The sequence below is a fragment of the Aeromonas sp. RU39B genome (assembly GCF_900156095.1).
Taxonomy (GTDB): domain Bacteria; phylum Pseudomonadota; class Gammaproteobacteria; order Enterobacterales; family Aeromonadaceae; genus Aeromonas.
The window spans coordinates 116,879-136,971 of sequence record NZ_FTMJ01000008.1 but is presented as its reverse complement, the minus strand read 5'-3'; the positions used below and the strand labels follow the sequence as shown (position 1 = coordinate 136,971).

Annotated in this window: 16 protein-coding genes; 3 read left to right on the top strand and 13 right to left on the bottom strand. The window is 46.2% G+C overall.

Going from position 1 to position 20,093, the window contains the following annotated elements:
• Positions 1-22 precede the first annotated feature (22 nt).
• The 3 genes from pseB to BW958_RS12485 are packed head-to-tail and all read left to right on the top strand — an operon-like array spanning position 23 to position 3,682.
• Positions 23-1,027 (top strand): UDP-N-acetylglucosamine 4,6-dehydratase (inverting), encoded by a 1,005-nt coding sequence (gene pseB, locus BW958_RS12495; RefSeq protein ID WP_076576079.1) that lies wholly within the window; start codon positions 23-25, stop codon positions 1,025-1,027.
• On the top strand, positions 1,024-2,169 hold the full coding sequence (gene pseC, locus BW958_RS12490) for a UDP-4-amino-4,6-dideoxy-N-acetyl-beta-L-altrosamine transaminase (RefSeq protein ID WP_076576078.1): 1,146 nt from the start codon (positions 1,024-1,026) through the stop codon (positions 2,167-2,169). Before pseB ends, pseC begins: the two co-directional genes overlap by 4 nt.
• A 46-nt stretch (positions 2,170-2,215) precedes the next feature.
• A complete protein-coding gene (locus BW958_RS12485) occupies positions 2,216-3,682 on the top strand; it encodes a putative sugar O-methyltransferase (protein ID WP_076576077.1) in 1,467 nt (488 codons plus the stop codon).
• Between the two features lie 21 nt (positions 3,683-3,703).
• Here BW958_RS12485 and BW958_RS12480 read toward each other — a convergent pair whose 3' ends face one another.
• The 13 genes from BW958_RS12480 to BW958_RS12420 form a co-directional block, all read right to left on the bottom strand.
• Positions 3,704-5,611: a glycosyltransferase family protein gene (locus BW958_RS12480; protein ID WP_076576076.1), complete on the bottom strand. Its 1,908-nt coding sequence runs from the start codon at positions 5,609-5,611 to the stop codon at positions 3,704-3,706.
• Between the two features lies 1 nt (position 5,612).
• Positions 5,613-7,451 (bottom strand): B12-binding domain-containing radical SAM protein, encoded by a 1,839-nt coding sequence (locus BW958_RS12475; RefSeq protein WP_076576075.1) that lies wholly within the window; start codon positions 7,449-7,451, stop codon positions 5,613-5,615.
• A 24-nt stretch (positions 7,452-7,475) separates the two neighbouring features.
• Positions 7,476-7,841 (bottom strand): polysaccharide biosynthesis C-terminal domain-containing protein, encoded by a 366-nt coding sequence (locus tag BW958_RS12470; RefSeq protein ID WP_076576074.1) that lies wholly within the window; start codon positions 7,839-7,841, stop codon positions 7,476-7,478.
• Entirely contained in the window at positions 7,838-8,683 is an 846-nt protein-coding gene (locus BW958_RS12465; RefSeq protein WP_076576073.1) for an SDR family oxidoreductase, read from the bottom strand. Before BW958_RS12465 ends, BW958_RS12470 begins: the two co-directional genes overlap by 4 nt.
• Complete coding sequence (locus BW958_RS12460; protein WP_076576072.1) at positions 8,680-10,584, bottom strand: glycosyltransferase family protein; 1,905 nt, start codon at positions 10,582-10,584, stop codon at positions 8,680-8,682. The genes BW958_RS12465 and BW958_RS12460 overlap by 4 nt, the downstream gene beginning before the upstream one ends.
• The gene (locus BW958_RS12455) at positions 10,581-12,413 is read right to left on the bottom strand and encodes a B12-binding domain-containing radical SAM protein (protein WP_083687326.1); all 1,833 of its coding nucleotides are present in this window, start codon (positions 12,411-12,413) and stop codon (positions 10,581-10,583) included. The genes BW958_RS12460 and BW958_RS12455 overlap by 4 nt, the downstream gene beginning before the upstream one ends.
• A 3-nt stretch (positions 12,414-12,416) precedes the next feature.
• Positions 12,417-13,481, bottom strand: coding sequence for a GDP-mannose 4,6-dehydratase (gene gmd / locus BW958_RS12450; protein ID WP_076576070.1), 1,065 nt, complete (start codon positions 13,479-13,481; stop codon positions 12,417-12,419).
• A gap of 3 nt (positions 13,482-13,484) precedes the next feature.
• Positions 13,485-14,642: a UDP-galactopyranose mutase gene (gene glf, locus BW958_RS12445; protein WP_076576069.1), complete on the bottom strand. Its 1,158-nt coding sequence runs from the start codon at positions 14,640-14,642 to the stop codon at positions 13,485-13,487.
• Complete coding sequence (locus BW958_RS12440) at positions 14,639-15,610, bottom strand: glycosyltransferase family 2 protein (protein WP_076576068.1); 972 nt, start codon at positions 15,608-15,610, stop codon at positions 14,639-14,641. Before BW958_RS12440 ends, glf begins: the two co-directional genes overlap by 4 nt.
• A gap of 179 nt (positions 15,611-15,789) precedes the next feature.
• Positions 15,790-16,962, bottom strand: a complete 1,173-nt coding sequence (locus BW958_RS12435) for an acyl-CoA reductase (RefSeq protein WP_076576067.1) — start codon at positions 16,960-16,962, stop codon at positions 15,790-15,792.
• A complete protein-coding gene (locus tag BW958_RS12430; RefSeq protein WP_076576066.1) occupies positions 16,941-17,996 on the bottom strand; it encodes a LuxE/PaaK family acyltransferase in 1,056 nt (351 codons plus the stop codon). Before BW958_RS12430 ends, BW958_RS12435 begins: the two co-directional genes overlap by 22 nt.
• The gene (locus BW958_RS12425; RefSeq protein WP_076576065.1) at positions 17,993-19,348 is read right to left on the bottom strand and encodes an AMP-binding protein; all 1,356 of its coding nucleotides are present in this window, start codon (positions 19,346-19,348) and stop codon (positions 17,993-17,995) included. The genes BW958_RS12430 and BW958_RS12425 overlap by 4 nt, the downstream gene beginning before the upstream one ends.
• On the bottom strand, positions 19,348-20,088 hold the full coding sequence (locus BW958_RS12420) for an SDR family NAD(P)-dependent oxidoreductase (RefSeq protein ID WP_076576064.1): 741 nt from the start codon (positions 20,086-20,088) through the stop codon (positions 19,348-19,350). The genes BW958_RS12425 and BW958_RS12420 overlap by 1 nt, the downstream gene beginning before the upstream one ends.
• Positions 20,089-20,093: the final 5 nt, after the last annotated feature.

Genomic DNA, 20,093 nt, shown 5'->3' with positions numbered 1-20,093 from the left:
GAGCTCAGCAGAGAGACGCCATATGTTTGACAACAAATCGATATTGATCACAGGTGGAACAGGCTCGTTTGGCAAGATGCTGGTCAGAACCATTCTGGCCCGCTACAAACCCAAACGCCTGATTATCTTCTCGCGTGACGAGCTCAAGCAGTTCGAGATGCAGCAGATCTACAACGATCCCTGCATGCGCTATTTCATCGGTGACGTGCGTGATGCCAACCGTCTGACCATGGCCATGCGTGGGGTGGATATCGTCGTTCATGCCGCTGCGCTCAAGCAGGTGCCAGCAGCTGAATACAATCCCATGGAGTGCATCAAGACCAATATTCATGGCGCGGAGAATGTCATTCAGGCGGCGCTGCTTAATCAGGTCAAAAAGGTGATTGCACTCTCGACCGACAAGGCTGCCAATCCGATTAATCTCTATGGCGCCACCAAGCTTGCCTCCGACAAGTTGTTTGTCGCGGCCAATAATATCGCAGGCCAGGATCCGACCCGGTTTGCCGTCGTGCGCTATGGCAATGTGGTGGGGTCACGCGGTTCAGTCGTTCCCTTCTTTCAAAAGCTGATTGATCAGGGCAAACACTCGCTACCCATTACTCATGCTGAAATGACCCGTTTCTGGATCACGCTGCAACAAGGGGTCGATTTCGTCTTACGCAATTTCGAGCGAATGAAAGGTGGTGAGATTTTTGTCCCCAAACTGCCGTCGGTGCGTATCACCGAGCTGGCCAAAGCCATGGCCCCCGAGTTATCCCACGACATTATCGGCATCCGTCCCGGTGAGAAGCTGCATGAGGTGATGTGCCCGGCCGATGACTCCTATCACACCTTTGAGTTCGACGACTTCTTTGTCATTGGCCCGACCATCAACTTCAACAACCGCAACAACGATTTTTCCCGGACGGCAGCGGGTGAAAACGGCCAAGCCGTCGCCCAAGGCTTTGAATATAACTCTCGCGACAATCCTGATTTCCTGACCATTGAACAGTTAATGGCACTGAACAAACAGGTGGTATTTGAATGATTCCGTACGGGCGCCAATCCATTAGCCAGCAAGATATCGACGCCGTTATCGAAGTACTCAAGTCAGATTTTCTGACTCAAGGACCGGTGGTGCCGCGTTTTGAACAAGCTGTGGCCGATTATTGCGGTGCCGGCTTTGGTGTTGCAGTCAATTCAGGCACTGCCGCGTTACACATCGCTTGCCTGGCTCTCGGCGTTGGCCCCGGAGATTGGGTCTGGACCTCTCCCATCAGCTTTGTTGCATCCGCCAACTGCGCGCTCTATTGCGGCGCCCAAGTGGATTTTGTTGATATCGAACCCGATACCGGCAACATGTGCGCGCAAGAGCTTGCCCGTAAGCTTGCCATCGCCAAACAGGAAGGCAAGTTACCCAAAGTAGTGATACCTGTGCACTTTGCCGGACTACCGTGTGATATGCAGGCCATCCATACCCTGGCGCAAGAATATGGTTTTCGCATCATTGAAGATGCCTGCCATGCCCTTGGCGCGCGTTACCACGATGAGCCCACCGGCAACGGCCGCTATAGCGACATCACGGTATTTAGCTTCCATCCGGTGAAGATCATCACCACTGGCGAGGGTGGCATGGCCATGACCAACGACCCTGCGCTGGCCAAAACCATGCGCATGCTCCGCAGCCACGGCATCACCCGTGAGCCGGAGGATTTTATCAATGAGCCGGACGGCCCCTGGTACTACGAGCAACAGATGCTGGGCTTTAACTACCGGATGACCGATATCCAGGCTGCGTTGGGGTTGAGCCAGATGACGCGACTGGACGAGTTTCTGGCCAAGCGCCGAGAGATTGCTGCAAGCTATCATAACAAGTTACCACGACATATTGGGTCTCTCGCTACTCGCCAGGCTCGTCTCAGTGCATGGCATCTTTATGTTATTCGAGTTAAACAATCTGCTCGTAATGAAGTGATGGACAAGCTAAGAAAAAAACACATCTCAGCAAATGTGCATTATATTGCGATAAATACTCAGCCTTTTCATATGATGACATTGGGGAAAACTCCCAATGCTGCGAGTTTTTCCCAATCAGCAATTACCTTACCGCTATATCCAAATCTATCACAGTCAGATTTTAGATCGATAATAAGACACCTATCAGAAATAAGTATAGAGACAGTAAGTTAAATAGAAGCACAACTGGTTCAACAAATAATATATTGTAGAGATACTTATGAAAGTTATCGTATACGGAACAGGGCTTATCACAAATAAAGATACCACAGTTAGCGATGTAGAGGCCGCAGCTGGCACCATGTTTAATGGTGGTATTGAATTCAATTGCGCACGTTATGGCGTCACAATTGTGGGATATGTTCAGCCGCATCTGGATAAATCTCTGAATGTATTAAAAAACACAAAAATTCTTGAGCCGAGTGAGCTAAACGCATTGGAATATGATTACATTATAGTCAACAGCCAGTTTGAAAAAAACAATGCTCAATTAGTACTATCGCAGAATGGTGTTGCCCCCCAAAAAGTACTTTCGTTTAAAAGTGACTTTCACACTATTATCCGTGCGTTCGAATCTAGTAGCTGCATATCTATCCGACGTCACAAGATTGTGGATGATCGATTAAACACTGCGACAATATCATATGACATTTCAAATAAATCAACCGATGATGTTTTCTCTAGAATAGATGATATAAATGAAACTGTATTTGTTGCTAATATCCTTTCTGCTTATGAAAAAACGATTGATGATGCAGAACATGATACGATTCCACCAGAGTTACAAGTAGGAAAAAACTGGCATAATTTCCTAAAGGGTTCGAGACCTAACTTCTATACTGCTATTAACAAGAAAGATCAAGTTGGACTTAAAAAACTACTTCAGAATTTCTATAGAAATGAAATGAGCAGTGGTATTTTAGGTGGAGTTGAGGCATTTCATGCATTTTGTAACGATGCGCACCATGCTGGAAACTTTAGACGTGTTTTTAATGTATGGAAGAATAGCCTGCTTGAACCCAAGGTGGAACAGTTGGCATGTAAAAACGTGGGTAACCCATACGGTATCTATTTAGACGGCAACATAGTGCATGCAAATAACATGCTGAACAACTATAGAGCGGTAACTACAATTAACCTACTGAGTGATCTCAATCGGCCAATCGTGATGGAAGTTGGTGGTGGGTATGGTGGCTACGCTGAATCTCTATTTTCCTGTGGCTTTCAGGGAACATATATCAACTTTGATTTACCTGAAAACCTAATAGTATCATCATACTATTTAATGATGTGTTTTCCCGATAAGAAGATACTGACATATCAAGATAATATCGAGACGCTTAGCCGAGCAGAACTAGAGAAATATGATATTATTTTGTTGCCACATTATCTTATTGAAAAGATTGAAGAGTTGAGCATCGATTTTGCTATAAACACTATCAGCTTTTCAGAAATGGACTTTAGAAATATTTCTCATTATCTTGAGATATTTAGTAAAGTAAGTAGACATTATATTTACCATGAAAATATGCTCGATGGGGGTGCCGGATTTGAATTTTATCCAGTCAGCACGTTTCCTACACTTGAAGCATTCAAACTCATTTTTTCATCTCCCTCTCGCTGGCCATGGTTTAGCATAAACTCATCACACTACCATCATGCTGAATTCTTGTATGAGCGGAAATAAATAATGGGGGCGTAGCCCCCATTATTTATAACAGTCAATAAAATCTAAAACATCAGATAAAATATACGTCGTATCATAAGCTCTTATTATTTTACCAACCGGTTCCGCCTTTATCATATCCTCATAAATCAATGGCCCTGATGCTTCAGCTGCGATAAGTATCGCATCTATTTTATATGTGCTAAGAACGCTTTTGTCGTAAATATATAGACCATCTATGTATTGACCTGAAAGCCGGTTATCTACAGCAAAAATTCTCACACTTTGGAAGTTCTTTGCAAAAAAGCGGATCAACGATTTACCAAAACTTCCCCCGACACCATAGATGCAAAGTGATAATTCACTTTGGATATGACTCAATAAACTTAAGTGATCGAAAATTTTACGCCACATTTGCATCGGTTTTATAAAACGCGCAGTATTCTTACTAACTTTGTATTCTATAGGGAAATGGTATGTATAATTCTCCACATCGAGATGCGTTATCCGCTCCATCAATGACGAGTAGTTAGCATTCCTTGGGAATACCAGTGTATCAGTAAATATAGGCTCACCATCAATGGTGACAAGAGATCTAAAATTATCATCGAGATGTTTAGATGCAGGTTCGGCAAGTAACCGTTTAAAAGCATCATATGAGTCGATAAATTCGCAAGACAATTCCCCGTTATTATCCGAAAAATGTAGATGGTTTGCCTGGAAGGCAGAAAAATCGAACATCACACCAAACTGGCAGATTTTATCGGTTCTACAATAAGTAGCGACAAACCCTTCATCAATATATTTATATGTATCATCACCTACTGAGTTAATAGTGATATACTCAACGTCAGGATTATTCTTAAATGTTTCCTGGACTCTGCGTAGTATGTCACCGATCGTAGATGGATATTCTAAGTCAATATCAAGAAATGGCTTATCCACTTTATTAATAGGAAAATTGAGTTCCTTAAGCATGGCACTCACCCTATTCTGGATGGAATGCATACTCCGATTTATCTCAAACCATTGTCTCTGGCGGTCTCGTGAACGGTTATGTAGTATTGTTGATAACTTCTCTTGCAGTTCTTCTCTGCTATTGAAGTAAATAACAGCTGGAGATTCTCCCAAAACCTCGTATAACTCCGGGTTGCTATTCGTGATCTGAACAGCTCCCGCACCAAGGACTTCAAAGTGACGTAATTTAACCTGAGGCTCCTGACTGTCAGGAGCCCATGCGGGGTTAAAGACAACACCTGCCGAACTATAAACCTTGTTAAAATCGGTTATATCCAAGACACCACGAGCATATGTTCCTAACGTCGGGTGCTCTTCCCATCCATATCCATATATAGCAAGATCTAGATTCTGACTTACCGCGTAGGCAGCGCAAATTTCCAGAAAAATATCACGCTGTTTACCATCTTCGGCCCCAGTAAAACTAGAGTTGGATTGTTTATTCTTACCAATAAAAACAATATCGTGGCCATGATAACCAGGTTCATGTCTAAACAGACTATTATTATAACCCCAAGGTAGATGACTAACATTGTCATAGCCTTGATCACACCGAATCTGATAGGCCTTTTTTGAATGTGTAAATATATGATTATAATGGTGATCGAATTTTTCTAAATTCAGATCCATCCACTGCCCAGGCTCATCGTCAGGATAAAAGGCAGAGATTACTCTGCCATCAGCCAATTTAAACCAGAACTCTTCTGAAAAAAGCTCTTTTATCCAGTCGTGATATATATGAATGAATTTTGCACCACATTTATTGGCAACATCCAAAACATATGCCTCGACATCCTTCTTGCCAAGATAGAAAGATAAAGGAAGGACATTAATATTTATTGCCGCACATCCAAGAACATCCCTAAATGGTGAACGGCAATTATCATGGATATACTCGATGTTAAATGCACCCAGTATTATTATTTTTTCCATATCAAATAAATGTCCCTTCCATAGTAAACATCACAGATGGATCCGGGCTTAAGGCCATGAGTTTACGAACCTCCTCATATCCACTACCATCATTGTTGGAGCAGGGAGCAAAGACAATGCAGCCATCATCTATCAATGAACTCAGTTGAGAGCTTAGTTTATGATAGTCAAAGTTTTTCACATTGTTAAACGTTGTGATACGTGGGGCATCTATAACTGCTGAGAGATCATCAACAAACCGCTCATGGGTGAATACTTTCACATCCCAGCCATTATTTTTCAGCGCGGTGAGAACAAGCTTGCTAAACGTAATGTTTGCACATTGAAGTAAAACAATACGCTTATCTTTACTAATACCTCTGTCCAATAACCCATCACAAAGAGTCTGAGCATAATTTCCGTCATGGAATTTTTTTACTTGACGAGATAGGTTAAACCGTCGGTATGCTTCGTGAACGTAGAACTCCAACTGCTCTCCGGTAAAGTTCTCAGTACGAGAAACAGCTTTGGTTGAACCCACATAGTCTTCCCAATTTTCACTCTGTAACCATCCTGCCTCTTTATACATTTCGTACATACGAGTACCAGGGTAAGGTGTCGCAATGGAGAACTGTACTGTGTCACAAGGAAGTTGACATGCGAGATCAATTGTTTTCTCAATTGTCTCTATCGTGTCGCCAGGTAACCCAAAGGTAAAGGTTAAATGAACCTTGATGCCACGAGCAGCAGTTTTTTGGATACCACTAATAACTTTATTGATATCTATGTATTTTTCTGAGGCATCAAGAATTGATTGTTCAGCCGACTCGACACCATATTTGATACTGTAAAGTCCTGCCTCAACGAGTGCATCAAGTTGTTCATCATCAATTCTATCCGCACGCCCCATGGTCGCCCATGGAATCGTATTTAACCCTGCATCAGTAATCGCTTTAGCCAAAGCAATTACACTTGCTTTACTCATATTGAAGGTATCATCATCAATATAGAAGCTCTTGTACGGGACTTGTTCCAAATTTGCTTTAATCTCACCGACGACATCTTGCGGTGTACGCTTGCGATACTTACCGCTTTTATAGAACATTTGTGGCCAAACACAAAATATACACCCGTAAGGGCAGCCACGCGTTGACATAAGTTGTAATTGTGGGCGAGGCAACCCGCATACGCCATCAAAATAGTTGAGTGCAGGTAATCCATCTTCTCTCTCTGCCCACGGCAATGAATCAAGACCGACCAATTCACCGAATTCAGTTTTAACTACACCAAGTAGCTCACTTCTGAAAAGAATACCAGGTATTTCACTCAGGAGACGATCGCTGACACCATCACGAATGACCTCAAGTAACTTCATTACACTGGCTTCATATTCGCCATATGCAATATAGTCAATAACTGGCGTACGCTCCAAGAATGACTTATCTTCTAACTCAATATGTAATCCGGTGAATACGACAATACACGATGGATATGATTTTTTAATATTATTTGCTATCGCAAGATCATGCTTCAGTGTCGCAGAGGCCGTTTCGATAACGATCACATCAGCATTATATGAATTCACAAAACCATAGAAATTCTCATAAGTCTCTCCCAGAGCTATCGAATCTCGAACATAGGCATCAAAACCTCTCTGCTTGGCAAGTGCCCCAGCCGTAGCCAACCAGAATGGAAATGGCAGATAACCGCCGAGCAGACCAGGTAGAATTCCATCTTTTTCACAGGCATTATCAACAGTAAAAGTGTGTGGCCAGCGTGAACCAGCTCTTACACCACGCCAGCCTTCATGGCCGTCTTCTGGAAGTTTATACCAAGGCGGATTAAGGAAAAGTACACGCATTATGTTCACCTTCATCATTTATATTTAATTAGATGCAATGATATGAAAATCCGGATTACTATCAGAAAATTTCACATCCAAACCATTGATCCAAACTACATCACTAATTGCAGTTATAGTATGTATTTCATTTTTTTCAATGATGAACTTTGCTCCTTCAGATAACTCGCCATCAAACAAGAGATCATTTTTCAGCGTCATCACATTTAGATGTAGTCTACCTGACAGCACAACAAAGAATTCGTTTGTACTCTTGTGATAATGATTACCCCTTGTGTGGCCAGCCAAGGTTCTAATCATATTTATTTCAGCAAGAGGAAATTCTCTAAATATGCCGGTGACCTCACCTCTTGCATCCGTACGATTCATATATGACTCAATGATCTTCATCCTATACTCCACATATCAAGAAGCGAACGGCTAAGTTGCGGCGTTGTCATACCCAATGAATTCCATGAGGCTGTCGAATCTAGAGAAAGATCGTAAATATCATTCGATGAAAGACTACGTGAAGTGTCAACTAAAGAAGATGAAATACCTGCAACATTAGCCAGTTTCTGGGCGAATTCGACTCTCGAACATCGTTCACCACCAAGATGCACAGTGCCTAAATGAACTTTGTCTATGATGGCAGCAAGTCCATCATAAAAACATGGAAGATATAACGGACTATAAAACACGTCACTAAAACAGCTGACAACTTTGTTTTCAGACCAAGCACTTAATAACATCGCAGGAAATGCTGCATATCGGTCAAATACCGCTGACGTTCTAACTATGGTTGCCTTTTTACTGTGGCGTCTCAGATATCGCTCTGCTAAATACTTGCTTTTCCCATATACAGTATGAGGGTTTGGTCGGTGACTCTCTTTGTAAAAACCTTGCATTCCATCAAAAACATGATCAGTGCTAATAAATATGAAATGAGCAGTGGGGGCTAAACGACAAAGATTAACCACCATTTCAGCATTATCTGTTCGCGCCTGTTTATTATTCGACTCTAACCACTTAACATTCTTATTTCCCGCACAATGTATAATAATATCGGGGATGCCATTTCGTGTGACTAGTTGACAGACAAAGTCATCTGACGTTAAGTCCCCAGACCAATTAGAGTGCCCGGAACGACCACCGATAGGTATAATATGAAAGCCCTTATTGTTAGAAAAGGCGTCAACTAAATAACTGCCAATATAACCAGAGGCACCAGTTACCCATATTGTCCTGCTCATGTAAATAAACTCCACGCAGGGAAGAAAGGATCATAGAGAGGTAAGAGTTTCACACTTTGATCTAGTGATGCGCATTGTGCCATGATTGCTGGTCCAGAAATAGCCGCACAAATGAGAACAATCATGTCTTTTGTAGAGGAAATATCATCATGACCATATATATCTCCTATCGGAAGACTACTCCCCTTAAGAGCATTATCAACAAGAATCAGGGAATCTATTCCTTTTGAAGTCTTCAGATACGATATTGCTGACTCAGCCAGATCACCTCTAACACCGTACACAATTAGTTTCTTTTTTTCATATTTACAACGTTCTGATACACGATCAAGAAGCCAATATAAAGGACTGACTGTATTTACCCCTAATTCGCTACACAACCACGAGTCAAACCTCATAATCAGCATCGTATTCAAGCTACTTCTATGACCTAAAGAAGCCAGTTTAATATTTAATGCATAAAGATTGTCTATATCACAGATACATTCCAACAATGTATCGCGGTGAATCAAACTGGTATGGAGTGGCATTTTAAGTGACTGACTTAATTCACCACCAATAATTGTCATTAAACCAGGAGTAACATTTCCTACAAACTCACCTTTTGATACGTGGCAAGCATATATTTCCTCCCTGCGAGGTTGTACCGGATCTCGTAGCTTGCTATACCCATAGGAAAATAGCTCGCAGTCGACTATCTTTGGCTTATCAACAACAGCATGCGATACCGGTACGTTGGGAATATGAACGTCAGTTCCTTTCGGACAGATATAAACATATTCAGCAGTTGATGCCTCAAGGCGCTCTTTTAAAAGAGCGATATTTTCATCAAATGCAATTTTTTCAATCTTGCTAACGTTATTGTAGACTGGGATACTCACTTTACAGCTGTTCATTAAATCACGAAGTCGGCTATCAATTGTGTGCCGTTTAAATGCATTAGTCTTAGCTAGATTTGCACACTGAGCACACTCTTGCGGTTTATCTAACCAATATCTTATCTTTTCGACTAAGTCAGCAGCTTTATCATAGAATACTATTTCTTTATTCTCCTCAAAAATATTACCGAGCTCAGTATTCTCATTAGTCAGCTGCATTGCATATCCGTTAGCTGCAACTTCAAAATGGCGTAGTTTTACTTGAGGCTTTAATGACGTTCCATCCCACGCATAACCCGGATTGAAGACTATACGTGATGATGCTAGTACTTTTTGATATTCATCATCCGAAAGCTGGCGAACATACCAAGGAGCCAAGGTTGGATGATTCTCCCACCCAAAGCCAAAAATAGCAAATCGCCATCCATGATGTTTAGCCGCATCGGCAATAGCCTGTAATAATTGGTCGCGGATTGCACCATCTTCTCTATATAAGCCGCTCCCTAGCGAATCTTTGTTACGGCCGATGAATATCACATCATAGTTGTACTGATGCTTTTCTTCACTTATATGATACTTTATTATGCGAGGGTTAAATCCCCAAGGAAGATAATAGCACTCCCGTTCAGGAAACTGTTTCTTTCTTTTTTCGATAGCTGTAATTGAGTGTGTAGCTATATACGAATAATGATGATCAAAGCGAACATTCCTTTGAAACCATACCGGTGGCTCGTCATCGGCATAGAATGTAATAACCTTAGTAATTTCTTTTATTTCCGAAAAAAAACTATCACTCAGATCTGCAAAGATGAGATCGTGATAGAAAAAAACGTATCGCACTTCAAATTCTTCAATTATCTTCTTTAGATATTTTTCAACATCTTCTGTAGATAAAATAGAAAGCAATACGTTAACATCAACTGAAATTAGATTTCCGTTCGATGTTATACTTAATGGCTCAAGCCAATGATTATTAATGTAAGGATAGTCAAATGCGCCAACAACAAGTATTGGGTGGCTCACTTTATAAACTCTCCATCCAAATTTACACCAGCTATTATCTTCCCTGTTGCAGCGAGAGCCATTCTCTCGACCTCAGCATAGCCAGAACCGAACCGGTGACTATAGGGGATCAATGCTCCACAAAAATGACCGCACAAACTTTCACATAGGTCTTTTAATTGCATAAAGTCAAAGTTGCTCGACTTGGAGAACACATGTAGTTGATTCTCTTCAATGAGAGCACTGAATTCATTGCTGAAGCGTTCATGACATAATACATGTACGTTGTAGCCAAGACTTAACAACGTGGTAAGAAGTGCTTTGGTAAATGATACGCGAGCAGACTGAAATAATAATATGGGACGGCCATCATTACCAATACCAGCCAGGCGCTCTCTTAACTTCGCAATAAAGTTATTATCCGTTACCTTACGATTTGCATCTGCCTCTGCGTAGCGTGACATTGCGAGCTTTTGATAATACTCCAAATCCTCAGGTGTCAACGTATCCGTCTTACTAACCGCCTTAGTTGAACCTACATAGTCAGACCATTGGTCAGACACTAACCAGTCCTTATCCTTATATATGTCATACATACTGGTTCCAGGATAAGGTGTCGCTATAGAAAACTGTACTGACTCACAAGGTAGCGAACATGCAAGATCAATTGTCTGATTTATTGTATCATGCGTGTCATTGGGAAGCCCGATGGTAAAAGTTAAATGTACCTTTATGCCGGCATTATGAGTCAACTCAATGCCAAGAATTACTTTATTAATATCAATGTGCTTACCAGAACTATTCAATACGGTTTGATCTGCTGATTCCACACCGTATTTCACACTATATAATCCGGCCTCTTTCAATGCATCGACCTGGACTTGGTCAATCAAATCAGCCCGTCCCATCGCACCCCAAGGGTAATTATGCAACCCTCTCTTCTTTATTTCTTGGGAAAGCTCTATAACAAATTTTCTGTTTATATTGAATGTATCATCATCCAGATAAAAGCTTGCATAGCGACCCGTTTTCATGTTGTGCTCAATTTCATCGACCACATCTTCAACGGTACGTTTTCTATACTTCCCGCTGCGATAAAACATCTGCGGCCAAATGCAAAATATGCAACCATATGGACAACCACGGGTAGCCATGATCTGTAGCTGTGGCATTGGAAGGCCACTTGCGGTGTCATTATAGGCAAGTGCCACTGCAGGATCACGATAAGGCCAAGGGAAATCGGTCACTGATTTCCCCACACCAAATGGATTTTTTACAACAGCGCCATCTTCATTTCGATATAATAATCCAGGAACATCTGAAACTGGCTTTTTATCTCTTAACGCTTCAAGAAGACTAACTAATGATAGTTCATACTCACCATAAACAATGTAATCAATGTTTACGTGTTTTTTTAAAAACTCTGGAGAGTCCAGCTCAATATGCAAACCGGTCAAAACTACAGTTAAGTCAGAGGATAATCCTCTGAGCCGCTCAATGATCTCTAGGTCGTGATCCAACGTTGCTGACGCTGTCTCCAAGACAAGAATATCTGGATGGCAGGCACAAAATGCATCATAGAATGCCGTGTAGCTTTCTGAGAGAGCGATCGAGTCTCTTAACTCGACCTCAAAACCAGGTAGTGCATTCAACATGCTAGTCGCTGTAGCCAACCAGAATGGAAATGGTTTATAGCCATTGCGCAGTTCAGAAATAGTACCATCTTCATCAGTATGCGAATAATACGGAAATGTGTGGGGCCAACGGGAACCAGCGCGCACACCATGCCAACCGGGTACTTCTGCAGTCGGTTGATGATACCAAGGAGGATTGCTCAGAAAGATTTTCATGATTTAGTCCAGTGTCGTTGTTTGCAGGAGTAGTGTCTGCTTAGCTTCAATGAGATCGTGCTCAATCATTTCATCCACCATCTCTTCAAAAGTTATTGATGGCTCCCAGCCTAACTCTTTGCGAGCTTTTGACGCATCTCCCAACAATGTTTCAACTTCCGTCGGTCTAAAATAAAATGGATCAACTTCTACGATGCAACGACCATTCTGATCATAACCTTTCTCATCAACCCCTTGTCCACGCCATTCGATATTCATTCCGAGTTTCTTTGCGCAGCGTACAACAAACTCTCTGACACTGTGTTGCTGTCCTGTTGCTATTACATAGTCCTCTGGCTTGTCCTGCTGCAGCATAAGCCATTGCATTTCAACATAATCTTTGGCATGTCCCCAATCTCTTAGAGAATCAAGATTGCCAAGATATAACTTTTCATCTAACCCTACTTTAATTCTCGATAAACCACGGGTTATTTTTCTGGTTACAAAGGTTTCACCACGCCGACTGGATTCATGATTAAACAATATACCATTACATGCATATATGCCATATGCCTCGCGATAGTTTACTGTAATCCAATATGCATATAGCTTTGCCACACCATAAGGGGAGCGTGGGTAGAAAGGTGTGTTCTCATTTTGAGGAATAGTTTGAACTAATCCATATAGTTCTGATGTGGAGGCTTGATAAAACCTAGTTTTATTCTGAAGGCCCAAAATTCGAATAGCTTCAAGAATACGTAAAGGCCCCAAGGCATCGACATTCGCCGTATATTCAGGTTGTTCGAAAGATACCGCAACATGACTCTGGGCAGCCAAATTGTATATTTCATCCGGCTGAATTTGCTGGATCAAACGCAACATATTGCTGGAGTCGGTGATATCACCATGATGGAGGTGGAACTGTCTATCTCGAACATGGATATCCTGATACAAGTGTTCAATTCTTCCAGTGTTAAACATCGAGGTACGGCGTTTTACGCCATGGACAATATATCCCTTACCAATCAAAAATTCGGCAAGGTATGAGCCATCTTGACCAGTTACGCCAATAATCAAAGCGGTCTTCATCTATTATCCTCTATCGAAAATTTTGAATTTTGCCAAACTATTGGCGACAATATCATCCATATCAAAGTACTTGTATTCAGCTAGCCGACCCAAGAGGCATAAGTTTTTTATTTCCTCTAGAGTTTGTTTATAACGAAGATATCGATTTATCGTGGAATCTTGTAGCACTGGGTAATAAGGCTCTAAACCATATTCAGGAAGATAATCACAGGGATACTCAATAACAATACTAGTATCTGGTTTCACTTGCCCAGTCAGATGTTTAAATTCGGTGATACGAGTGAACTGCTCTTCATTGGGATAGTTGACTGTTGTCACCGGCTGAAAATGTGCTTGCTCAAAATGCTTATGCTCGAAGCGTAATGATCGATAAGGCAGTGGTATATGATTGTCTGGAATAAGACTGTCAATCATACCGGTGTAAATAACTGGGCCGCTGAATACATGTCCATCCAAAATAATCCCTTTTTTCTCCCAGTCCAACGATACGCGTGACGACATGGGCATACCCAGCTGCAGGTCTATATTGGGATGGTCCAATATCGCCTCAATCATTTTGGTATAGCCATAGAGCGGAACGCCCTGATACGGGTCGGTGAAATAGCGATCATCCCGACTGACCACCACGGGTACCCGAGCCGTCACCTCGGGGGAGATCTGCTCTGGCGGTACCCCCCACTGTTTGCTGGTGTAGTTGACGAAGGCTTTCAGGTAGATAAATTCGGCCAACTCTCCGAGCAAAGGCTCTGACTCTTTACGCAGCTCCAGTATTGGGACTCGGGCCCCTTCGCCAAAGCGGGCCAACAAGGCAGCAATCATGGCATTCGCTTTATCGGCGGGGAAACAGCGCTCGATGCTGGTCAGGTTAAAAGGAATCGGCACCAATTGCCCGTCGATACGCGACAACACCCGATGCTCATAAGGGTGCCACTGAGTAAATCTGGAGAGATATTCCCACACTTCAGGCTTGTCAGTATGAAATAGGTGTGGGCCATAACGATGAACCAAAATGCCGTGCGCGTCATACTCGTCGAAGCAGTTGCCACCGATGTGATCGCGCTGCTCTAGCACCAATACCTTCCAACCCAGCTGGCTGGCCATTCGCTCTGCCATGACGGCGCCCGAGAGCCCAGCGCCGATGATCACCGCCTGATAGCTCATGCACTGACTCCGAACAGGGCCTTTGCCACATACTGCGGTGTTTTATGATGCGTGGCAGCCAGTTGATGTCTCTCATCAAAAAACCAGCCGGGCGCCAGTAAAGACACTTCATCGATGGATTGCGCGATAAAATGCTCAAAGCGAGCGTTATCCCCCTGACGCAAGAAATAAAGAGCCGCCGAATAGAGATGATGGGAGCGCCCTTTAGCAACCAGCACGGGCGCTGCGCCAAATTGCGCGGCGTTATCACAGGCGCGCAGTAAATCATGGAGTGACTGCTCGCGGCGATCGGGGGATTGGCGCGTTTGGCCGCCGAAACTTTGCACATGCATGCGATAGCGCCCTAACACCTCGGGAATAAAATCGAGAGTACCGGGATTGAGTGACAAATTAAGAATGTGCCAAGGGTAATCAAGAATGATCTTGCACCCTTCATCAATGGCATTTGCCATTTCTTCATAACGGCGAAACATGATGGAGCTGGCATTCACAAACACGCCATAACGGATCAGTGCTTCGCGGTCCATCACCGGTTTCAGATAACGGGCATTGTAGTAATCACGAGTAAACAGCTTAATCGTCTGCCCTGTCGCATCATCAAACATGTCGGCTTCGTGATAACAGAGCGTACAACCCGGGTGGCTATCGAGATAGTCAGCCTGCTGCTGCAGCTTGCCCGGTAAGGCCAGATCGTCACCATCGACATACGCCAGATACTCGCCCCGCGCTTCTGTCAGCAGGCGCTTTTGGGTTTTCGCCAACCCCATATTTTGCGGATTTTGCAAGGCGCGCAGACGCGGCCAGCGCGCAGCCAGTCGCTGCATAATGGTCCAGGAGCCATCACGCGAACCATCGTCGATAGCAACCACTTCAAACTCGAAGTCAGTTTGCTGCTCGAGCAAACTGAGCAGGCAGGGTTCGACAAAGCGCTCAAGGTTATATACCGGCACCAATACACTGACTTTCATAGGGTTTTCCGACAAAAACGAGAGATGATGAGTAGGGTTGCGCTGGTTTGTGGTAAAGCTACCGCACGGTCTGTGTCAACCCTTCCTCCCTTGTGTCAGTATCAATGCAAGAGCTATGCCTGACAAAACTAATGCGCTGATTTTGCTGGTTTTTGTGACTTACATCAGGCTCAAATGATTCAGCACATTTGACGGCTGCAAGACTGGAGAAGATCAATGCCGTCCCAATACCAGTCAAATGCCAATGCCTGTCCCGGGGCAACAATCCTGTCCACACGGCCATGACAGCGGCCAAAACGCGCACGGGCTTGCTGTAAATCGCCGCCTACATAGACGCAGGTCTGCATATCCCAGTTTTTTTCCAGCAAGGCTTCCCAGTTATCGGCAGCCCACTCGGTGAGAACACCCCCACCAACAAAAGGAAGTGGTTGCGGGGCGGTAAGTGTCAATAAAGTGACACCGGGGAGTGATTCCATCCTGCTGTCTGGTAATGCTGCAGCGCTACGCTGGCTCTGCACCAGACGCTCCATCGCCAGGGCCGGATCGGCTACCAGAGGAGCAAATATCCTCTCCAGCAGGGCTTGGCGTATTACAGGCTCTGGCTGACCCAGCCAGATAAGCGTGGTGGGTGATGCACACGCCAGCTGATTAAATTGGGTACAGTCCTGGGTTAATGCAGTGGCAATTCGATCAACGTGCTCACTTTTCTGCTCACCAAGCCAGCGGCTATCGATTAACAGCATGGAGCGTCGATCCGGAAACACGAGCTCCTGAGCGCGCGGCGAGAGCGCAATAGCGCGAATGGCACGAATGGTGTCATCCCCACCCCAGACAATACGCAGCGAACACTGCTCACTGAGCCAGGCGGTAATATGGGCCTCGTGGCCATAGCGGATAAAACGGGTGCGGCTGGCAATATCCTGCCACGCGGGATCAGCAAACAGCTCGGCAAGAATCGCTAACAATGCCGATTGCATCTCATCGTCCCGTGAGGAGAGACGCACGACAGAAGGATTTCCCATCAGTAGCGCCATCAACCAGGAGTAAAATGCCACCGTCGGCACATTGGAAGGCACCAGATGAAAGACCACACCCAGTGATAAACGCCCTTCCATACGATGTACCTGCGCCTCAATCTGACGACGCCGTAGCCAAAATCCGAGCGCTGCCAGATCGGGCCACAGCCTAGCAGCCTGCTGCAAACGCAATGAGAGCACATCAATAAACTCGCGGATCACCGGCGAAAAAGGAGGCAATGGCGTGGCGGCAAAATTCTGCCACCCCAGCATTGGTAAGCTGTGCGCCACGGCAGGAGCCTGCGACCACAGGGTCATTGAAACGTGTCGCTGCATCCTCTCACCTCAGCGCCACGTTGGCGCCCCAACACCTCGAAATAGTGGCCCTGGCGGCCACACGGACAATCATCAGTACCGAGAATCCGGCCCAGATCTTCAGTCAGCAGCGAGTGACCGGGATAGCTTTGTGGAATGGCTGACAGCACTTGCAACAGACCGATATCACCGGGTTGGCTCACTGCGTGGGTAAGCGGATCGCGAACCAGCAGATCGGAAAACAGGGGTGCATGCAGATGACCTTGCTCACATTCGACAAACACCGAACCCACTTGCTCGACCATACCGTAAAAGTTATGGACCCGGGAGAGCCCCAAGGTATCACGGCACGCCTGCTTGAACGCAGCATTATCAACGGCCAGATGCTGCAATTTCTTCCAGCCGCCGCTGTGAAACAGCACGCCCTGTATCAAGGGCAATGACATACCACGTTGTCGTAGCGGCTCAAGCAGGCATTGCCAGACCATGAAGGTAAAGCCGAACAGGAGCACCGGCTGCTTGGCATACTTGTCGCAAAACGCTTCAATCACCGGCCAATTGGGGCGCATCTGTTCATCCAGCGCATAAGTGTGATCCCGCCCCAGAAATGACAGCCCGAGTGCGCCCGCGCCACGGGCCGAAAAGCCACTGCGCTGCTCAATCAGCGTCGGCTGTTCAATCAGCAGCATCGGCAGGCGCTGCTTACCGATAAAATCTTGCAAGATCCTGACCAGCACCTTGCTCTGCAACGCTGCTGTTTCACGATCAAGCACGATCTGGGAGGGTGCGCCGGTCGTACCCGATGAGGTGAGCACCTTGAACACCTCCTCTTGCGGCACACTTTGCCAGCGCGAGAGTTTAAACAATCTGGCCGCTAGGTAAGGGAGCGCGGCATAATCATCGGCCTCTCCCCAACCAAAGCTCTTCAGCACGCGCGCATAAGCATCGCAGCCCTTGTGATGCAGCGCCGTCAGACGATTGAGACGAGCCAGCAGCAGCTGGCTTTTCTCCTGCTGCGACAGACCATACACCGGCAGATCCCACCACTCGGTCATGCCAGCGCCTCCAGTTGCTGTAACAGCGCCACATAATCAATTTTCAGGTTACTGCGCCGCGGCAGGCTCGCTACCTGATGCAGCGACACGGCAGAGGGCGCAACCCGCAACCAATTGGCTAACGCCACCTGCAGATCTGAAGGCACATTCTCCCCTTCGATAGCCACCTTGAGACGATCATCACGTCCGGTCGCCGCAGCGCTCACCCCTTGCTGCGACAGCCATGACTCGACCTCCGCAAGGCTCACTCGTTTGCCAAACAGCTTGAGAAACCGGCTAAGACGACCACAGAGGTGATAACGCCCAGCATCATCACACCAGCCGATATCTCCCGTATGCAGCTCGTCAATCGTCCGCCCCAGCGCCAAGTCGCTCGCCGAGGTGGCATAGCCCAACATCACGTTGGGGCCGCGATAGACGAGCTCCCCCTGCCCTGCCGGTAACCCGGGCTCATGACGCAGAGAAAACTCGCCGCCCGGTACAGCGCGACCAATGGCATCGGGGGCGATGAGCACCTCGTCATGGGCCAGCCAGGCCATGCGTGGCGCGGCTTCCGTCTGCCCATACATGACAAAAAAACGGCGCCCCAGCAAACTTGCCTGCTCGGCAAAATGGCGGGTCAACTCAGGCTCCAGCCGTCCACCCGCTTGCGTCAGGGTGGTGAGCGTGGGATGACGTCCCCAATCAAAGCGCAGTTTTTTCAGCATCTGATAGGTAAACGGCACACCGGCCACACTGGTGACACCGAGCTCATCAACCCGATGCCAGAAGCTGCGCTCCAACGGACTGGCACTGGTTTGTACCAGTGAGCCACCGACCAGCAGGTGACTGTTGAGCACCGACATCCCGAACGAGTAGAAAAATGGCAGGCTGGTGATGGCGCGTTCATGGGCATCGAGCTTGAGATATTGCGCAATTGAGGCGGCATTAGTGGCCAGGTTGTCTGATGAGAGACGCACCCATTTGCAGCTACCGGTACTGCCAGAAGTGGGTAGCAGTACCGACAAATCCGCATGCAAAGGCGCAGGGGCCGAGCGCTGCTGCAGCGCACCCTCAGGGGATATCTGCACGCTGACCGCAAAATGCTGGCAGAGCTGCTCGCTCACCTCGTCAGGCTGGGCTGGATCAGCCAACATCATCACATGGCCGTCGCGAAGCCCCAGCAGATAGTGAATCAAGTGCGTCGTCGTGTTGGCAAACGGCAGATAGACCAGCTGCCGGCCTGAAGGATAGCGATGTGATAAATGCTCAACCCGTCGGCAGAGCTCGTCATAACTCAGCCAGCCCTCGGTTTCATCCCACCAGGCCAGTGCCGGGTTATCCACGCGAAGATGAGCCAACAGCGACCGCATCACACTCGCATCCCCCCATTGACACCTATCACCTCGCCGGTGACGTAACTCGACAAGTCCGATGCCAAAAACAGAGCCACCTTGGCCACTTCATCGGGATCGCCGATCCGCCCCATGGCGATACTGGCCAGACGCTCCTGAAATGTTTCATCAGAGAGGCCATGGGCCATCTCGGTGTCGATAAAACCGGGCGAGATGGCATTTACGCGGATGTTATGAGGCGCCAGCTCTTGCGCCAGCGCACCGGTCATGCCGATCACCGCCGCTTTGCTGGCAGCATAAGCGCTCAGACCTGCTGCGCCAGATTGCCCCATGATCGAGGCCAGATTGATGATGCTGCCGCCACCAGCGCGCTGCATCAAACGCGCGCCATATTGGCAGCAGTAGAGCGGTCCACAGGCATTAACGGCAAATTGCCGCTCAATCTGGGCTGCACTCATCATGCCCAGCAGCCCCTCTTCCAGTATGCCGGCATTGTTAACCAGCACATCCAGCCTGGCGCACTGTTTGAAAAGTACCTGAAAGGCGGTTTTCACCTGCGCCGCGTCACTGACATCCATGACAAGCGATGTCACTTGCACGCTAAATTCATCGTGCAGCGAAGCGGCCAGTTTATTCAGGTGAGCCTCATTACGGCCAGCGAGAAACAGGGTGGCGCCCTGGGCGCAAAAACGTCGCGCAATGGCAAGACCAATGCCGCGGCCAGCGCCGGTGACCAGTGCTACTTTTCCCTGCAGCATGGCAC

Bases quoted from the DNA above. Each gene is read 5' to 3' on its own strand.
- pseB (WP_076576079.1), top strand. From the start codon at position 23: ATGTTTGACAACAAATCGATATTGATCACAGGTGGAACAGGCTCGTTT.
- pseC (WP_076576078.1), top strand. From the start codon at position 1,024: ATGATTCCGTACGGGCGCCAATCCATTAGCCAGCAAGATATCGACGCC.
- BW958_RS12485 (WP_076576077.1), top strand. From the start codon at position 2,216: ATGAAAGTTATCGTATACGGAACAGGGCTTATCACAAATAAAGATACC.
- BW958_RS12480 (WP_076576076.1), bottom strand. From the start codon at position 5,611: ATGGAAAAAATAATAATACTGGGTGCATTTAACATCGAGTATATCCAT.
- BW958_RS12475 (WP_076576075.1), bottom strand. From the start codon at position 7,451: ATGCGTGTACTTTTCCTTAATCCGCCTTGGTATAAACTTCCAGAAGAC.
- BW958_RS12470 (WP_076576074.1), bottom strand. From the start codon at position 7,841: ATGAAGATCATTGAGTCATATATGAATCGTACGGATGCAAGAGGTGAG.
- BW958_RS12465 (WP_076576073.1), bottom strand. From the start codon at position 8,683: ATGAGCAGGACAATATGGGTAACTGGTGCCTCTGGTTATATTGGCAGT.
- BW958_RS12455 (WP_083687326.1), bottom strand. From the start codon at position 12,413: ATGAAAATCTTTCTGAGCAATCCTCCTTGGTATCATCAACCGACTGCA.
- gmd (WP_076576070.1), bottom strand. From the start codon at position 13,481: ATGAAGACCGCTTTGATTATTGGCGTAACTGGTCAAGATGGCTCATAC.
- glf (WP_076576069.1), bottom strand. From the start codon at position 14,642: ATGAGCTATCAGGCGGTGATCATCGGCGCTGGGCTCTCGGGCGCCGTC.
- BW958_RS12440 (WP_076576068.1), bottom strand. From the start codon at position 15,610: ATGAAAGTCAGTGTATTGGTGCCGGTATATAACCTTGAGCGCTTTGTC.
- BW958_RS12435 (WP_076576067.1), bottom strand. From the start codon at position 16,962: ATGCAGCGACACGTTTCAATGACCCTGTGGTCGCAGGCTCCTGCCGTG.
- BW958_RS12430 (WP_076576066.1), bottom strand. From the start codon at position 17,996: ATGACCGAGTGGTGGGATCTGCCGGTGTATGGTCTGTCGCAGCAGGAG.
- BW958_RS12425 (WP_076576065.1), bottom strand. From the start codon at position 19,348: ATGCGGTCGCTGTTGGCTCATCTTCGCGTGGATAACCCGGCACTGGCC.
- BW958_RS12420 (WP_076576064.1), bottom strand. From the start codon at position 20,088: ATGCTGCAGGGAAAAGTAGCACTGGTCACCGGCGCTGGCCGCGGCATT.